At 60.8% G+C, this 16,330-nt stretch carries 16 protein-coding genes; 8 read left to right on the top strand and 8 right to left on the bottom strand.

Annotation, left to right across the window (positions count from 1 at the left end; translation table 11 throughout):
- Positions 1–217: 217 nt before the first annotated feature.
- The 3 genes from HJC00_RS20705 to hemB all read right to left on the bottom strand — a co-directional run bounded on the left by HJC00_RS20705 (position 218) and on the right by hemB (position 2,736).
- Positions 218–994 (bottom strand): arginyltransferase, encoded by a 777-nt coding sequence (locus tag HJC00_RS20705; protein WP_011424835.1) that lies wholly within the window; start codon positions 992–994, stop codon positions 218–220.
- A gap of 195 nt (positions 995–1,189) precedes the next feature.
- Positions 1,190–1,648, bottom strand: coding sequence for an RDD family protein (locus tag HJC00_RS20700; RefSeq protein WP_221147287.1), 459 nt, complete (start codon positions 1,646–1,648; stop codon positions 1,190–1,192).
- Between the two features lie 74 nt (positions 1,649–1,722).
- Positions 1,723–2,736 carry a porphobilinogen synthase gene (hemB, locus tag HJC00_RS20695; protein ID WP_221147286.1) on the bottom strand — a complete coding sequence of 338 codons (1,014 nt, stop codon included), beginning with the start codon at positions 2,734–2,736 and terminating at the stop codon, positions 1,723–1,725.
- 131 nt (positions 2,737–2,867) lie between these two features.
- On the opposite strand from hemB, the gene HJC00_RS20690 reads away from it, so the two are divergent.
- The 7 genes from HJC00_RS20690 to HJC00_RS20660 all read left to right on the top strand — a co-directional run bounded on the left by HJC00_RS20690 (position 2,868) and on the right by HJC00_RS20660 (position 9,452).
- Positions 2,868–3,305: a DUF6163 family protein gene (locus HJC00_RS20690; protein ID WP_210628371.1), complete on the top strand. Its 438-nt coding sequence runs from the start codon at positions 2,868–2,870 to the stop codon at positions 3,303–3,305.
- A 129-nt stretch (positions 3,306–3,434) separates the two neighbouring features.
- Positions 3,435–3,950 (top strand): transcriptional regulator LdtR, encoded by a 516-nt coding sequence (gene ldtR / locus HJC00_RS20685; RefSeq protein ID WP_210628370.1) that lies wholly within the window; start codon positions 3,435–3,437, stop codon positions 3,948–3,950.
- A gap of 434 nt (positions 3,951–4,384) precedes the next feature.
- Positions 4,385–5,686, top strand: a complete 1,302-nt coding sequence (locus HJC00_RS20680) for a murein L,D-transpeptidase (protein WP_210628369.1) — start codon at positions 4,385–4,387, stop codon at positions 5,684–5,686.
- 218 nt (positions 5,687–5,904) lie between these two features.
- Positions 5,905–7,203: a serine hydroxymethyltransferase gene (glyA, locus tag HJC00_RS20675; protein ID WP_210628368.1), complete on the top strand. Its 1,299-nt coding sequence runs from the start codon at positions 5,905–5,907 to the stop codon at positions 7,201–7,203.
- Positions 7,204–7,212: 9 nt separating this feature from the next.
- Positions 7,213–7,689 carry a transcriptional regulator NrdR gene (nrdR, locus tag HJC00_RS20670; protein WP_003547190.1) on the top strand — a complete coding sequence of 159 codons (477 nt, stop codon included), beginning with the start codon at positions 7,213–7,215 and terminating at the stop codon, positions 7,687–7,689.
- Positions 7,690–7,692: 3 nt separating this feature from the next.
- Positions 7,693–8,823, top strand: coding sequence for a bifunctional diaminohydroxyphosphoribosylaminopyrimidine deaminase/5-amino-6-(5-phosphoribosylamino)uracil reductase RibD (gene ribD / locus HJC00_RS20665; RefSeq protein ID WP_221164546.1), 1,131 nt, complete (start codon positions 7,693–7,695; stop codon positions 8,821–8,823).
- On the top strand, positions 8,823–9,452 hold the full coding sequence (locus HJC00_RS20660) for a riboflavin synthase (protein WP_210628366.1): 630 nt from the start codon (positions 8,823–8,825) through the stop codon (positions 9,450–9,452). The genes ribD and HJC00_RS20660 overlap by 1 nt, the downstream gene beginning before the upstream one ends.
- A gap of 92 nt (positions 9,453–9,544) precedes the next feature.
- On the opposite strand, the gene rfbA is transcribed toward HJC00_RS20660, so the two are convergent.
- The 5 genes from rfbA to HJC00_RS20635 are packed head-to-tail and all read right to left on the bottom strand — an operon-like array spanning position 9,545 to position 14,940.
- Positions 9,545–10,414, bottom strand: a complete 870-nt coding sequence (gene rfbA / locus HJC00_RS20655) for a glucose-1-phosphate thymidylyltransferase RfbA (protein ID WP_210628365.1) — start codon at positions 10,412–10,414, stop codon at positions 9,545–9,547.
- Between the two features lie 10 nt (positions 10,415–10,424).
- Positions 10,425–11,312, bottom strand: coding sequence for a dTDP-4-dehydrorhamnose reductase (rfbD, locus tag HJC00_RS20650; RefSeq protein ID WP_221147283.1), 888 nt, complete (start codon positions 11,310–11,312; stop codon positions 10,425–10,427).
- Between the two features lie 3 nt (positions 11,313–11,315).
- Complete coding sequence (rfbB, locus tag HJC00_RS20645; RefSeq protein ID WP_210628363.1) at positions 11,316–12,371, bottom strand: dTDP-glucose 4,6-dehydratase; 1,056 nt, start codon at positions 12,369–12,371, stop codon at positions 11,316–11,318.
- A gap of 6 nt (positions 12,372–12,377) precedes the next feature.
- Positions 12,378–12,956 carry a dTDP-4-dehydrorhamnose 3,5-epimerase gene (gene rfbC, locus HJC00_RS20640; RefSeq protein WP_210628362.1) on the bottom strand — a complete coding sequence of 193 codons (579 nt, stop codon included), beginning with the start codon at positions 12,954–12,956 and terminating at the stop codon, positions 12,378–12,380.
- Positions 12,946–14,940 carry a glycosyltransferase family 1 protein gene (locus HJC00_RS20635; RefSeq protein WP_221155843.1) on the bottom strand — a complete coding sequence of 665 codons (1,995 nt, stop codon included), beginning with the start codon at positions 14,938–14,940 and terminating at the stop codon, positions 12,946–12,948. The genes rfbC and HJC00_RS20635 overlap by 11 nt, the downstream gene beginning before the upstream one ends.
- Positions 14,941–15,131: 191 nt before the next feature.
- Here HJC00_RS20635 and HJC00_RS20630 point away from each other — a divergent pair, with 191 nt between their 5' ends.
- Positions 15,132–16,241, top strand: a complete 1,110-nt coding sequence (locus HJC00_RS20630) for a DegT/DnrJ/EryC1/StrS aminotransferase family protein (protein ID WP_221164545.1) — start codon at positions 15,132–15,134, stop codon at positions 16,239–16,241.
- Positions 16,242–16,330: the final 89 nt, after the last annotated feature.

Here is a 16,330-nt window from a genome sequence, read left to right as displayed (position 1 = left end):
CGGCCGCACCGCTTCGCCGTGGCGAAGCGACAAGTGCATCCGGCGATTTTTTAGTCTTGCAGATTTGCCTGGCAAATCTGGGGGAGGGTTGGCTGAAACGGGCCGCCTGCTCGACCGGCCGGCTTGGCCGTAGATCTGGGCTACGACGCGCGCCGGCCGGTCGACCATCCGACTCCGTTTGAGCCAACAGAATGCTCCAAGCTGACCGGGAAAGGCTCTAATCGTGGGTGCTTTCGGGCATGGAGGAGGGGTCGAAACGCTCCCAGCCGCGCGGAGTGAGATGCTCCTGCGGCTGGAAACGGGTCTTATAGTCCATTTTTCGTGAACCCTGAACCCAGTAGCCGAGGTAGACATGCGGCAGGCCAAGCGCTTTGGTGCGCCTGACATGGTCGAGAATCATGAATGTGCCGAGCGAACGCCGCTCGAGCGCCGGATTGAAATAGGAATAGACCATCGACAGCCCGTCGCTCATCGTGTCGGTGAGTGCGGCGGCAAGCAGTTCGCCCTTCGGCCGCTCCTCCAGCCCGGAGCCTTCCTCGCGCCGGCGGTATTCGATGATTCGCGTGTTCACATGCGTGTCTTCCACCATGATCGCATAATCGAGCACGGTCATGTCGGACATGCCGCCCTGCTGGTGGCGGAAATCGAGATAGCGCCGGAAGAGTGAATATTGCTCGCTGGAAGGCTGGGCTGCGAATTCGGTGGCGATGACGTCGGAATTGGCGGCAAGCACCCGTTTCATCGATTTCGTCGGTTCGAATTCCTGGGCGAGAATCCGCACGGAAACGCAGGCGCGACAGGATTCGCAGGCCGGGCGGTAAGCGATGTTCTGCGAGCGGCGGAACCCGCCCTGGGTGAGGATGTCGTTCATCTCGGCGGCCCGCGGGCCGACCAGATGGGTGAAGACCTTGCGCTCCATCTCATGCGGCAGATACGGACACGCAGCCGGAGCCGTCAGATAAAACTGCGGGGATGGCGTCGTCTGCGTATTCATTTGTCGCGGAAGTTTCCTTGTCGAGACAGTGCCGTTTTCTGACAGCATGACCTAAGAATAGAAAACGTCAACAGCGCGGCGGTCTCCGCCCTTCATTTCAGTCTTCTAATCTTGGATATGGAGCATCGTGATCCCCGGTACAGGGAAGGCGGAGAGTTTTTTCGTCTCCGCCACCAGGTCCCAGGCAGCAGGATCTCAGGCAGTGCGCACTGTCACCGTGCCGACCAGTAGGTCGTGGATGAGACGGCTGCGCTCGATAAACAGGCCGGCAAGCAGGATGAGCGGCGTCAGCACCGAGTTCAGGATCCAGAACAGCGCCAGATGCACGATCGCCGTCAGGAAATCCATCGGCCGTCCATCGACGCGCACGATCGCAATCCCCATTGCCCGCATGCCGAGCGAAGCCTGGCTCGGTCCGCCGACGGTCAGGCCGAAGTAAAGGCCGGCGACGATGACGAAGAGGGCAGGGTAGAGGAAGAAGCCGAGGCCGAGCGTGACGATCGAAAGGAAGAACAGAACGATCGCCGCGGGAATGCACAGCAGCGCCACGATGAGGTAATCGAGCATGAAGGCAAACACACGGCGGCTCAACACGCCGCTATAGGCGCGCCAGTCCTCCGGTGCGGCATAAAGCGGATTGGGGTTGTAGCTCATCTCGATCTCCTCTCGCAAAAGCGACGCCGCTGATATGGTGTCGGCGGGGCGAAATACAATCATTCGCCCCGAAATCACCTCTTTGCGAGAATTTTCGCCACCTCGACCGCGAAATAGGTGAGGATGCCGTCGCATCCCGCCCGCTTGAACGACAGCAGCGTTTCGAGCATCGCCCGCTCGCCGTCGATCCAGCCGTTCATCGCTGCCGCCTTGATCTGCGTATACTCACCGGAAACCTGGTAGGCGAAGGTCGGCAGGCCGAAGGCCTCCTTCATCCGCCAGCAGATGTCGAGATAAGGCAGGCCGGGCTTGACCATCAGCATGTCGGCGCCTTCCTCGACGTCGAGGGCGGCGTCGCGGATCGCCTCGGTGCCGTTGGCCGGGTCGATATAATAGGTCTTCTTGTCGCCTATCAGCAGGCCGCCTGTCGAGATCGCCTCGCGATAGGGGCCGTAGAAGGCAGAGGCGAATTTCGTTGCATAGCTCATGATGCCGACGCTCTGGTGGCCGGCGGCATCGAGCGCCATGCGGATGGCGCCGATGCGCCCGTCCATCATCTCCGACGGCGCGATGATGTCGGCGCCAGCATCGGCCTGCATCACGGCAGCGCGCGCCACCTGATCGACCGTCTCGTCGTTGACGATCTCGCCGTCTCTCAGAATGCCGTCATGGCCATGGCTGGTGAAGGGGTCGAGCGCGATGTCGGTGATGACACCGATCTCCGGCACCGCCTTCTTGATCGCCGCCGTGGCCTTATTGATCAGATTGTTGGCCTCGAGGCTGTTCGAGCCTGTCTCGTCACGTAGCTCCATCTCGATATTGGGAAAGGTCGCCAGCGCCGGAATGCCGAGATCGGCCGCTTCGCGGGCGGCCTCGACGGCCTTGTCGATGCTCATGCGGTTGACGCCGGGCATGGCCGGGATCGGATCGATGATGCCGGAACCCGGCACGATGAAGATCGGCCAGATCAGGTCGTCGACCGTCAGCCGGTTCTCCTGCACCAGCCGGCGCGTCCAGTCCGCCTTGCGGTTGCGCCGCATGCGGCGATGGCCGGTGATGTCGTCGACGAGATGCGTCTTATCTTGCATGATATCTGTCCCTGGCCCATTCCATTTATCGGAGCGCTCATTATCATGGCGCCCGGAAAATCCAAACCGGACGATTGGCCGCGGCGGAAAAACTGCTTGTAACGATCCGATCCCGAACCGATGTTTGCGCCATGGAAACCGAATCCCCGACACTACCGAAACGCACGCTGGCGGATCTTCTCTTCATCCTCCTCCTGAGGCTGGTGGCCGTATCCTGCTTCTGGTTCGGTCTCCAATATTGGGCGATGCTCGTCGGCTATTCCTTGGTCGGCGCCGGCCGCTTCGATCTTTTGAACCTGCCGTGGAAGGTGGCGAGCACCAGCCTTGCCGTGCTTTTCCCCGTCGCCTCCCTCGGCCTCTGGCTTACCGTCTCCTGGGGGCCGGTTATCTGGGTGCTGGCAGCAGGCGGGCAGATCCTGATGTATGGCCTGCTGCCTGATATCTTCGGACCCAACAAGCTGATCATTCTGCTGCATCTCATGGTCGCCGCGGTCTACTGCATATTCCGCCTGTTGCTCTGGCTGGAAAAGCGCCGGCACCGCCGCCAGGTAAGTGTTGATTTACCCTGAGACAACGTGGAGTTTCCGGTAAGGCTCCATTAAGCCTGCGGTTTAAGTCGAATTTTATATGTATTCGATAGGGTCTCACTCAAGGCGGGAAGAAAACGACACCGCCAAACAAACAGTGAGGCAGTCAATATGAACACGAAAATCAAGCCGCAGGCGGTATCCAACTTCCGTGACCAGCAGGATCAGGGCATCCGTGATCTTTACATGGAATCCCTTCATCTGGTCGAACGTCTTCATCGCCGTCTTCTCGACGTCATCAAGGACGAGTTCGACCGCCAGGGTCGCAGCGACGTCAACGCCATCCAGGCGCTGCTCCTTTTCAACATCGGCAATTCCGAGCTGACCGCCGGCGAGCTGCGCTCCCGTGGCTACTATCTCGGCTCCAACGTTTCCTACAACGTGAAGAAGCTGGTCGACCTCGGCTTCATCAACCACCAGCGCTCCCGCATCGACCGCCGCTCGGTCCGCATCAGCCTGACCGACACCGGCCAGGACATCGCCGAAACGGTCGCCAAGCTCTACGAACGCCACATCGCCTCGATCGACAAGGTCGGCGGCATCGGCACCGACGAGTTCACTCAGATGAACAAGCTGCTCCAGCGGCTCGACCGCTTCTGGAACGACTCGATCATGTATCGCCTCTAAGACCCTCGACCTCCTTTCAGGGTTGAAGAAAACCGGATGCGTTCCCTGCGCGTCCGGTTTTGCCGTTTGCGCCCGCGTGGCATCTTTGCAACGCATGGCAGGCAAGCGTAAGGGCCGGTATTCAAGCCGTTTTTTAGCCGTTATTAACCGGCACGATTTACCTCGTCACATGGTTCGTTGCGTGATGACTCGGCCATCGGCAGCGATCTGCGGTCCCGGCAACACGAATTGGCCATATTGGTGTGGCAGCGGAAGGTTAGCAACCGGCGCTTTCAATGGACCAGGAACGTTCAGGCTTCCGCATCGCAGTCTTGTGATGCGGGGCAGGATTTTCCGATGTGCCGGGAGAACGAATGGATAGGGATCTGCGTTACGGCGCAGTGATATCGCAAAGCGCCGCGCTTCCTTGCATGCGGCATTCAGTGGTTGGGACTATGTCGAAGAAAAACGGAAATGAAGCTCTCTCGCGCCGCGCTTTCCTTGCGTCCGCGGCAACGATTGGCGCCAGCGCTATGGCCGCGCCGGCATTGGCGCAGTCGGCGCTCGATACGCTGATCAACGCGCCGCGCCGCGGCAACTGGGACGACCAGTTCGATGCCAAGGCGGCTTCGCGCACGGCGACCGCCGTCGTTTCCAATACGCCGATCCTCGGTCCCCAATCGGTCGCGAGCGCACAGCAGGCGATCATGCAGTATCAGCAGATTGCGGCAGCCGGCGGCTGGCCGGAAGTCAATCCCGGTGATCAGCGCCTGCAGCTCGGCGTTTCCTCTCCCGCCGTCCAGGCGCTGCGCCAGCGCCTTGCGATCACCGGCGACCTGCCGCGCGAGGCAGGCATGTCGAACGCCTTCGATTCCTATGTCGACGGCGCCGTCAAGCGCTTCCAGGCGCGTCACGGCCTGCCGTCCGACGGCGTTCTCGGCGAGTTCACGCTGAAGGCGATGAACATTCCGGCCGATGTCCGCCTGCAGCAGTTGAACACCAATCTGGTCCGCCTGCAGACCTTCCCGGAAGATCTTGGCCGCCGCCACCTAATGGTCAACATTCCGGCCGCCTATGTCGAGGCCGTCGAAGACGGCAGCGTTGCGACGCGCCACACCGCGGTCGTCGGCCGTCTGAGCCGACCGACGCATCTCGTCAACTCGAAGATCTACGAAGTCATCCTCAACCCCTACTGGACCGCGCCGCGCTCGATCGTCGAAAAGGACATCATGCCGCTGATGCGCAAGGATCCGACATATCTCGAAAAGAACGCGATCCGCCTGATCGACGGCAAGGGCAATGAGGTTTCTCCGGAGACTGTCGATTGGAACGGCGAGGCGCCGAACCTGATGTTTCGCCAGGACCCGGGCAAGATCAACGCCATGGCGTCGACGAAGATCAACTTCTACAACAAGAACGGCGAGTACATGCACGACACGCCGCAGCAGGGCCTGTTCAACAAGCTCATGCGTTTCGAATCGTCGGGCTGCGTCCGCGTTCAGAACGTGCGCGACCTGTCGACCTGGTTGCTGCGCGAGACGCCGGGCTGGAACCGCCAGCAGATGGAACAGGTGATCGCAAGCGGCGTCAACACGCCGATCAAGCTCGCCACCGAAGTTCCGGTCTATTTCGTCTACATCTCCGCCTGGGGCATGCCCGACGGCATCGTCCAGTTTCGCGACGACATCTATCAGATGGACGGCAATGCCGAGCTCGCACTCGACACCACGGCCGGCATGGAACAGCCGGTTCAGTAAGCGGCGACCTCAGCATCGTGATTTTGAGAACCGCGCCTCGAGGGCGCGGTTTTTTTATGCCGGGCAGGGCGCTGCGTCATGCGGCCGCCATTCATCGGCGCCGCGCTGTCGCAAAATGGCCGGAGCGCGCGCTTTGCTCAGCAAATGTCGTTCTTCGTATTGCCCTTGCCACGGCGGAAGGCTAATACCTCAGCGCATTCCAGTTGAGGAGCCCGCCCATGACCAATGCTTCCACCGAATCCTTCTTCAATCGCTCGCTTGCGGACGTTGATCCGGAAATTTTCGGCGCGATCGGAAAGGAACTCGGTCGCCAACGGCACGAGATCGAACTGATCGCTTCCGAGAACATCGTCTCCCGCGCCGTGCTGGAAGCCCAGGGCTCCATCATGACCAACAAATATGCCGAGGGTTATCCGGGCAAGCGTTATTACGGCGGCTGCCAGTTCGTCGATATCGCCGAGGAACTGGCGATCGAGCGCGCCAAGAAGCTGTTCGGCGTCAATTTCGCCAACGTCCAGCCGAATTCCGGCTCGCAGATGAACCAAGCCGTGTTCCTGGCGCTGCTGCAGCCCGGTGACACCTTCATGGGTCTCGACCTGAATTCGGGCGGCCACCTGACGCATGGTTCGCCGGTCAACATGTCGGGCAAGTGGTTCAACGTCGTTTCCTACGGCGTGCGCGAAGGCGACAACCTGCTCGATATGGATGAAGTCGCCCGCAAAGCCGAAGAGCACAAGCCGAAGCTGATCATCGCCGGCGGCACCGCCTATTCCCGCATCTGGGACTGGAAGCGCTTCCGCGAGATCGCCGACAGCGTCGGCGCCTATCTGATGGTCGACATGGCTCACATCGCCGGCCTCGTCGCCGGTGGCCAGCATCCGTCGCCGTTCCCGCATTGCCATGTCGCGACGACGACGACGCATAAGTCGCTGCGCGGCCCGCGCGGCGGCGTCATCCTCACCAATGAAGAGGATCTCGCCAAGAAGTTCAATTCGGCTGTCTTCCCGGGCCTGCAGGGTGGTCCGTTGATGCACATCATCGCTGCCAAGGCCGTCGCCTTCGGCGAGGCGCTGCAGCCGGAATTCAAGGATTACGCCGCTCAGATCGTCAAGAACGCCCGGGCGCTGGCCGAGACGCTGATCGCAGGCGGCCTCGACGTCGTCTCCGGCGGCACCGACAACCACCTGATGCTCGTTGACCTGCGCAAGAAGAACGCCACCGGCAAGCGCGCCGAGGCAGCTCTCGGCCGCGCCTATATCACCTGCAACAAGAACGGCATTCCCTTCGACCCGGAAAAGCCCTTCGTCACGTCAGGCGTGCGTTTGGGCGCACCGGCCGGCACGACGCGCGGCTTCAAGGAAGCCGAATTCCGCGAGATCGGCAATTTGATCGTCGAGGTTCTCGACGGCCTGAAGGTCGCCAATTCCGATGACGGCAACGCCGCCGTTGAAGCCGCCGTGCGCGGCAAGGTGGTCAACCTCACAGACCGCTTCCCCATGTATGGCTACATGGGGTAAGGAGTAGCGATGCGCTGCCCCTATTGCGGTTCGGAAGATACCCAGGTCAAGGATTCGCGTCCGGCGGAGGACAACACGTCCATCCGCCGGCGGCGTATCTGTCCGGATTGCGGCGGCCGCTTCACCACCTTCGAGCGCGTCCAGCTGCGCGAGCTGATGGTCATCAAGAAGACTGGCCGCAAGGTGCCCTTCGATCGTGACAAACTGGTGCGCTCCTTCGAAGTGGCGCTCCGCAAACGCCCCGTCGAGCGGGATCGCATCGAGCGCGCCGTTTCCGGCATCGTCCGCCGGCTTGAGAGTTCCGGCGAGACGGAAATCTCCTCCGAGCAAATCGGCTTGCAGGTGCTGGAAGCCATGAAGAGCCTCGACGATGTCGGCTTCGTGCGTTACGCCTCGGTCTACCGGGATTTCTCGCTTGCCGAGGATTTCGAGAAGGTCATTTCCGAAATCAACGCCAAGATCGCCCGCGACCCGCTGGACAGATGAGCCATGAGAGTCTCGGCGGAGGACGAAGGTTTCATGGCGGCGGCGATCCGCCTATCGCGCCGGCATCTCGGCCGTACCGCCACCAACCCTTCCGTCGGCTGCCTGATCGTTCGTGACGGCGTCGTCGTCGGCAGTGCGGTCACGGCTCTCGGCGGCCGCCCGCACGCCGAGCCGCAGGCGCTCGCCGAAGCCGGCGAACTCGCCCGTGGCGCCACCGCTTATGTGACGCTCGAACCCTGCTCGCACCACGGTAAGACGCCACCTTGCGCAGAGGCGCTGATCGCCTATGGCATTGCCCGCGTTGTTGTCAGCGTCACCGATCCTGACCCGCGCGTCTCGGGCCGCGGCATCGCGATGCTGCGCAACGCCGGCATCGAGGTGACGCCAGGCGTGCTGGAAACAGAGGGCCGGCGCTCGCTGGCCGGCTATCTCACCCGCCAAACGAAGAACCGCCCCTATGTGACTCTCAAGCTTGCCGTTTCCGCCGATGGCATGATCGGCCGTGAGGGGAAGGGCCAAGTGGCGATCACAGGTCCGGAGGCCCGCGCTGAGGTTCAGGCGCTGCGCGCCGAAACCGACGCGATCCTCGTCGGCATCGGCACCGCGATAGCAGATGACCCGCTTTTGACGGTGCGCACGCCAGGCCTCGAAGCACAGTCGCCGATCCGCATCGTCCTTGATCCCGCGCTGGCATTGCCGTTGACGAGCAAGCTGGTTCAGACGGCGCGGGACGTGCCGGTGATTGTGGTGGCGAGGGAAGAGGTTTCGCCGTTGGGGGCGGATGCTGGGGCGCCGACCACTGACCCCGCCGACATGGACTCCCGCCGCACCGCGCTCGAAGCCGCCGGCGTCGAAATTGTCTACTGCAATCCTTATCACCCCGAGGTCCTGCTCCCGGCGCTTGCGACGCGGGGCATTTCTTCGCTTCTGGTCGAAGGCGGCGCAAAGACGGCGCGGCTATTCCTCGAAGCCGGTCTTGTCGACCACATCCAGCTCTATCAGGCGCCTGTCGCCCTCGGTGAGGGCGGTATTGAATCCCCGTTGCAGGCAACCGACATACCATCCGGTTTCATGCATATGAGCACGCGAATCTTTGGCGACGATCGCCTGGACGAGTATGAAAGAGGGCTTTGATGTTCACCGGAATAGTCACCGATGTCGGTATAGTAGAATCCGTTTCCCCCCTGAAGGAGGGCATCAAGCTGCGCGTCGCGACCGCTTATGATCCCTCCACCATCGATATGGGTGCATCCATCTCCCATTCCGGCATCTGCCTGACCGTGACCGGCCTGCCTGATGAAGGCAGCAATGGCCGCTGGTTCGAGGTGGAAGCTTGGGAAGAAGCGCTGCGGCTGACGACGATCGGCACCTGGCAAGAAGGAAGCCGCATCAATCTCGAGCGGTCGTTGAAGATCGGCGACGAGCTCGGCGGCCACATCGTTTCCGGCCATGTCGACGGCAAGGCGGAAATCCTCTCGGTGACATCGGAGGGTGACGCCACCCGCTATCGCCTGCGTGCGCCCGAACATCTGGCGAAATTCGTCGCCCCCAAGGGATCGATCGCACTGGACGGCACTTCGCTGACCGTCAATGCTGTCGACGGCACCGATTTCGATGTCCTGCTCATCCGCCACACGCTCGACGTCACCACCTGGGGTGAGCGCAAGGCCGGCGATTTTGTCAATTTCGAAGTCGACACCATGGCGCGTTACGCTGCCCGGCTGGCGGAATTTCCGAGTGCGCGAGAAGCCGGAAACGTCTGATCCATACGGACGAACGCATAACTGCGAAAATCGCGGTCGATTTTGCAGTTATGCGGGTTGAAAGGGACAGCGCGTCTGGTCGGCCAGACAGTTCACCAATCCGGGGACAGCTTCCGCAGGTACTGGCCGTAGGCACTCTTGCCGAGCTTCTCCGCGAGCTTGGCGAGTTCGGCCTGCGAGATGTAACCCATGCGCCAGGCGACTTCCTCGGGACACGCGATCTTGAAGCCCTGGCGTTTCTCCAGGGTGCTGACGAAACCCGCGGCATCGTGCAGGCTGTCCGGCGTGCCGGTGTCGAGCCAGGCATAGCCCCGGCCCATCAACTCCACGAATAGCTGGCCGCGCTCGAGATAGGTGCGGTTGACGTCGGTGATTTCCAATTCACCGCGCGGTGACGGCTTCAGGTTGGCGGCGATATCGACCACCTGCTGATCGTAGAAATAGAGGCCGGTCACCGCCCAGTTCGATTTTGGCTCCTTCGGCTTCTCCTCGATCGACAGCGCATTCATCTTTTCGTCGAAGCCGACGACGCCATAGCGTTCCGGATCGGTGACATGATAGGCGAAAACTGTCGCGCCTTCGCGACGACTCGTGCCAGATTTCATGATTTCCGGCAAGCCGTGCCCGTAGAAGATGTTGTCGCCGAGAACGAGTGCCGAGCTGTCGCCGTGCACGAAGTCGGCGCCGATGATGAACGCCTGGGCGAGGCCGTCCGGGCTCGGCTGTACGGCATAGTTCAGCGAAATTCCCCATTGCGAGCCGTCGCCGAGAAGGCGCTTGAAGGCTTCGACGTCGTGAGGCGTGGTGATGATCAGCAACTCCCTGATGCCGGCGAGCATAAGCGTCGTCAGCGGATAGTAGATCATCGGCTTGTCGTAGACCGGCATCAACTGTTTCGAGACGGCCTCTGTGATCGGATGCAGACGTGTGCCTGTGCCGCCGGCGAGGATAATTCCCTTCATGCCAATCTCCTTAAAGACCTTTATTCAAAAGGTCTTGCATGACCACCATCATGGACTGCTTCCACTCCGGGAGTCGGATTCCATATGTTCTGGCGAGCTTGTCGCCGCTGAGACGCGAATTGGCGGGACGCATCGCCGCCGTCGGATAATCCGCCGTCGGGATGCGTTCGACCTCGACCTTTTTGCCGCCGGATTTATGAAGCTCCGCGAATATCTCTTCGGCGAAGTCCGCCCAGCTAGCTTCGCCGCTGCCGGTCAGGTGAAAGGTGCCGCGGAGCGATGGCGCAGGATCCGCTACGATGCGGGTTGCGATCGCAAGAATCGCGTCGGCGATGTCGAGTGCCGAGGTCGGGCATCCTGTCTGATCGGCGACAACGCGAAGATGATCGCGCGTCTCGGAAAGCCGCAGCATCGTTTTCAGGAAATTGGTGCCAAAGGGCGAATAGACCCAGGCAGTGCGCAAGATGACGTGGTTCGGGTTCACCGCCGCGACGGCCTTCTCGCCCGCGAGTTTCGAACGCCCATAGACGGAGATCGGCGCCGTGGCATCCTCTTCGGAATATGCGGAGGCCTTGTCGCCGCTGAAGACGTAGTCCGTCGAAATGTGGATCACCGGGACCTCGATCCGCGCGGCAGCCTCGGCAACCGCCCCGGCGCCGGTCGCGTTGACTGAGAAAGCAAGCTCGGCTTCGCTCTCGGCCTTGTCGACCGCCGTATAGGCGGCGGCCGAGACGATCAGATCTGGGCGCAGAGCCGAGAAGGCGGCCGCAATGCTTGTGGGATTCGCGAGGTCCATTTCCGGGCGCCCGACCGCACTGATGTCGACGTCCGTTTCGGCGCCACGTCTGAGCAGCGACTGAACGAGCTGGCCCTGTTTGCCGGTGACGGCAATGCGCATCGCTTATTGTCCTTTGAGAACGCCGAGGCGTTCGCCGGAGTAGACGTTCTCGCGCAGCGGCCTCCACCACCATTCGTTTTCCAAGTACCAGTGCACCGTCTTCTCGATGCCGGTTTCGAAAGTCTCTTGCGCCTTCCAGCCGAGTTCGCTTTCGAGCTTCGAGGCATCGATCGCATAGCGTGCGTCGTGTCCGGGCCTGTCCGTGACATTGGCGATCAGATGTGCATGAGGTGCTTTGTCAGCGTAGACGCTGTCGAGGATCGCGCAAATGCGATGAACGACATCGATGTTCCGGCGCTCATTGCGGCCGCCGACATTGTATTTTTCCCCGGGGCGTCCTCTGGATGCGATCGTGAAAAGCGCGCGGGCGTGGTCTTCGACATAGAGCCAGTCGCGAACATTCGCGCCATTGCCGTAAACCGGAAGAGGCTTGCTCTCTAATGCGTTCAGGATCATCAGCGGAATGAGCTTTTCCGGGAAATGGAACGGGCCGTAGTTGTTGGAGCAATTGGAGACGACGACGGGCAGGCCATAGGTGCGGTGCCAGGCGACCGCCAGGTGGTCGCTCGCGGCCTTGGAGGCGGAGTAGGGCGAGGACGGATCGTAAGGCGTCGTCTCCGCGAAGAGGCCCTCGTCGCCGAGCGAGCCGTAGACCTCGTCCGTCGAGACATGCAGAAAGCGGAAGGCGCTCTTGCTGCGCGCGTCCAGCCCGTCCCAATAGTGCCGCGCGGCATCCAGCAGGCTGAATGTGCCGACGATATTGGTCTGAATGAAATCGGCAGCGCCCGAGATCGAGCGGTCGACATGGCTCTCTGCGGCGAGATGCATGACGATATCAGGGCGGAAGGACGCGAATGCTTCCTGCATCCTGGCGTGGTCGCAGATATCGGCGCGCAGGAATTGATAGTTCGGCGCCGATTCGACGGATTTCAGCGATGCCATATTGCCGGCATAAGTCAGTGCGTCGACATTCAGCACCTCGGCGCCGATCTCGCTGACAAGATGGCGCACCAATGCCGATCCGATGAAGCCCGCTCCGCCCGTGACCAGTATGCGCATCGACGATCAATCCTTGGGTTGCTGTGTTGAATAAGAAAAATGGCTTGGCAGATCGGCGAGCCGCGGCAGCGTCTTGTCTTTGTCGGACGACACTATCTCTCTCTCATCGAACGGCCAGCGAATGCCGATCATCGGATCGTTCCACGCGATGCCCCGATCATGCTGCGGGCTGTAGGGTGCAGTTACCTTGTAGCTGATAACGCTGTTCGGCTCGATCGTTACAAATCCGTGCGCGAAACCGGCCGGTATCCAGAGCTGCTTGCCAGTTTCCGGCGAGAGTTCCTGAGAGAGCCATCTGCCGAAGCTCGGCGATCCCTCGCGGATATCGACGACGACATCCATGATCCGACCGGCAAGGCAGCGCACCAGTTTGCCCTGGGCAAAGGGCGGGATCTGGAAATGCAGCCCCCGGACGGTTCCAGCCTGCGCCGAAAGCGACTCATTGTCCTGGATGAACGTGACGTTGGCCACATTTTCCCGGAACCAGGCATCCTTGAATACCTCGGAGAAGTAGCCGCGGTGATCGCCGAAGCGTGGCGGCGTGATTGCAACAATGCCCTCGATGGCTGCGGTCTCAATGCGCATGACTTACCTTTTCTGCGGCCTTCATGACGCTCATCAGCATGTCCGCCTGCGAGCGGCTCCGCATGGCCGCAAGGCCAGTCGCGGCAGTGGCATCGCGCTCGTCTGCGTCTGCGATCAGCTTGTAGCAGCGGTCGATCATGTCGTCATAGCGCTCAATTGCCAAGCCGCCGATAAAGGGCTGGAGGTCTGGATCGCGGCTATCACCTTCCGTCAGCACGCAAACGCGATTGGCGAGCAGATAGGAAATACGCACGATCTCGAAAACGCCACTCGCATAATGATGGATGTTTATGACGATCTTGGCGCGGGCAATCGCCGCATCGCGTTCCGCACCATAGATGTTAAAGAGATGCGCGACCTTTAGCCCGCTGTCGTTCAACGTCTTCAGGATATGGTGGCGGCGTTCGTTCATCGAGCCGTAGAAGAGGACGTCGATATCCTTGACGGGGTTGTGCTGGATTTGGCTCAGGCAACCGCTGTAACCGATTTCGAGGACACCGGCGTGATCGATGCCCTTGGCGGCAAGGTTTTCGCGGTTGCGCGGGCTGTAGTCGAGCACCGGCATCGCCCTCAGGATCGACATATAGCGCGAATTGATCCAGCTGCTTTCCTCGGACACCTGCTCGAGGTTGATGATGACGCTGTCCTTCGGCAGATGGCCGGCGATTTCGGCGGGGAGAAGATTGCCGCCGTAGATGATCGGCGCACGGCCTGCGAACGCGTTCATGTCGCGGACGATCGGTGCCGAGCCGCCGAGTTCCTCGAAGGCGCCTTGCAGGCCGAGCGCGACTTCGTCAAAGGCGTGGCTGTGATTGTAGTTTTCGGGCGTCACGATCCAGATGCAGTGACGGTCCTTGTGCGCCTGCCATCCGCCGGCAAAGGGCTGCAGCGGGTTGCGGAGCGGCTGCTCGATTTTCGGCGCGGCTGATATAGCGGGCCTTTCCATCCGTATCGGCTGCTGCGGCGTCGGGGTGGCGCCTGATGCCTGCGGAGCATAGGCGCGCATCAATTCGCGGCCGCCGATAAACTGGCCGCGCGGCATCCAGGCGGGCGGATCATCAGCCATCCAGATCAGATGCGGCTGCTTGATGAGCGGCTGGCGGCCTTCCTGCCACGAGGTCAGGAGCGCCTCGTCAAGGCTCTTCAGAAAGGCTTCCTTGGCAGCGAAGAGCCCATGCAGCAGACGGCCGAGGCGGATACCAAATTTCCATTCGAAATCGGCAAGGGCCGGCACGAAGGCGGCGATTTTCAATCCGGAGGCGGCAGCCTGCTGGACATAAAGCCCGAGCAGGCGCTCGATCACGAAGGGGCGCATCTTCGCATTGGCATCGCGCGAATAGTGAGCCGTGCCGGCATAGGCAGTACCCGCCGGCGTGCCGGCACGCGCTTGGTGTTCCAGCGATTCGAGAATGCGTTCGCAAAAGGCGAAATACCCGGACCAGAATTTCCGGTTGCCGCAGAAATAGTTGCAGAACGCGAAGGCAGTCTTGTCCTGAGGCGGCGCGATCGGATAGCCGAGGTTCTGGATATGCAGGAAGATCGGGTCCATGCCGGGATGACCGCCAAGCAGCGAATGTTCCCAAACGTTGCTGTAGATCGCCGCGTGGCCGATCAGCGGATTGTAAAGATAGGCGTCCGCACCTTCTGCCCTGGCCTTTTCCGCCTCCGTGACAAAGGACGGGAAGCTCGTCACCGACTTCATCTCGAATTTGCTGGAGAGCAGCCCCCAGAATACGTCGTCGCCGAGGCCGATCGCCTCGTGATGCTGATACAGGGTGCGGAAGAGTTCATATTCGCGGGTCGTGGCCTGCGTATTGAACGAGATATCGAGCGGCATGGCCGCTGCGTCGATCTGGCTGCGTTGCGAAGGGTCGAGATAAGGTTGATAGATAATGACAGATCCCGTCCCGGCAGCTTTCTCCGTGAGAAGCGCCAGATCAGGAAGACCGGCCGGCAAAGAAGAAATGGGCTGATTGATCGTCAAGGTATCGTCCTTCGCGAATGGCTGCCGTCTTCGTGATTCACGATACGGCATTCGTATGGGGGTCGACTATTGGACGTGAAGCTTGCGCCACACTGTTGACAGGAATTTCGCTGGTCAGCTTCGCAACAGGTTAAGCCCTGATGTTCGTACCAGGCCCATTTCCGAGATAGGGCCCAACCCTGGACGGCGTCATGAAAAACGAAAAGATCTACGTAACGAAGCCCAGCCTGCCGCCGCTTGAAGAATTCATTCCTTCGCTTGAAGCGATCTGGAGCAATCGCATCCTGACCAATGGCGGGCCGTTCCATGAGCAACTTGAGCAGGAGCTCTGCAATCATCTCGGCGTGAAGCACATCAGCCTCTTTTCAAACGCTACCGTTGCGCTGCTGACGGCGCTTCAGGCGCTCCGCGTCACGGGCGAAGTCATCACCACGCCTTATTCCTTCGTGGCCACTTCGCATTCGCTTCTCTGGAACGGCTTAAAGCCCGTCTTCGTCGACATCGACCCGGTGACCCTCAATCTCGATCCAGCGAAGATCGAGGCGGCGATCACACAGCAGACGACGGCGATCATGCCGGTGCATTGCTACGGCCACCCTTGCGACGTCGATGCGATCCAGAAGATCGCCGATCTCTACAATCTCAAGATCATCTATGATGCCGCCCATGCCTTCGGCGTGGAAGACGAACGGGGAAGCGTTCTCAATCACGGCGACCTCTCCATCCTGAGCTTCCATGCGACGAAGGTTTTCAACACATTCGAAGGCGGAGCCATCATCTGCCCGGACATCAAGACGAAGACCCGCATCGACCAGCTGAAGAACTTCGGTTACGTCGATGAAGTGACCGTGGTGGCGCCGGGCACGAACGGCAAGATGAGCGAGTTCAACGCTGCGCTCGGCCTGTTGCAGCTGAAATACATCAAGTTTGCACTCGAAAGGCGGGAGCTCATCGACGGTGCATACCGCGAGCGGCTCCGCGGCGTTGCGGGCATTGAATGCCTGGACCGTTCCGGCGAGACCGTCTCCAACTTCTCTTATTTCCCGATCCTCGTCCGCGCTGGCTATCCCATTTCACGCGACGGGCTCTACGAGTTACTGAAGGAAAACGGCATTCATCCGCGCCGCTATTTCTATCCGCTGATTTCAAGCTTCTCGATGTATCGCAGCCTGCCTTCCGCCCAGCCGTCGAACCTGCCGGTCGCAAGCGAAGCAGCACTACAGGTGCTCTGCCTTCCTATCTATCCGGACATGGAGATGGAGATCGTCGACAAGGTCTGCGGGCTGATCCAGTCGGTTTAAAACACGATCTTCCGGATGTCATGTCGCACCGCAGATAGAAACGATCTGCTATGCGGTATCCCTCGCCAATAGGCCAGGCGGCCTCCCTT

This window comes from Rhizobium sp. NLR22b (genome assembly GCF_019685295.1).
GTDB lineage: Bacteria > Pseudomonadota > Alphaproteobacteria > Rhizobiales > Rhizobiaceae > Rhizobium.
The sequence above is the reverse complement of the archived record's forward strand: the minus strand, read 5'-3'. Positions and strand labels throughout refer to the sequence as shown.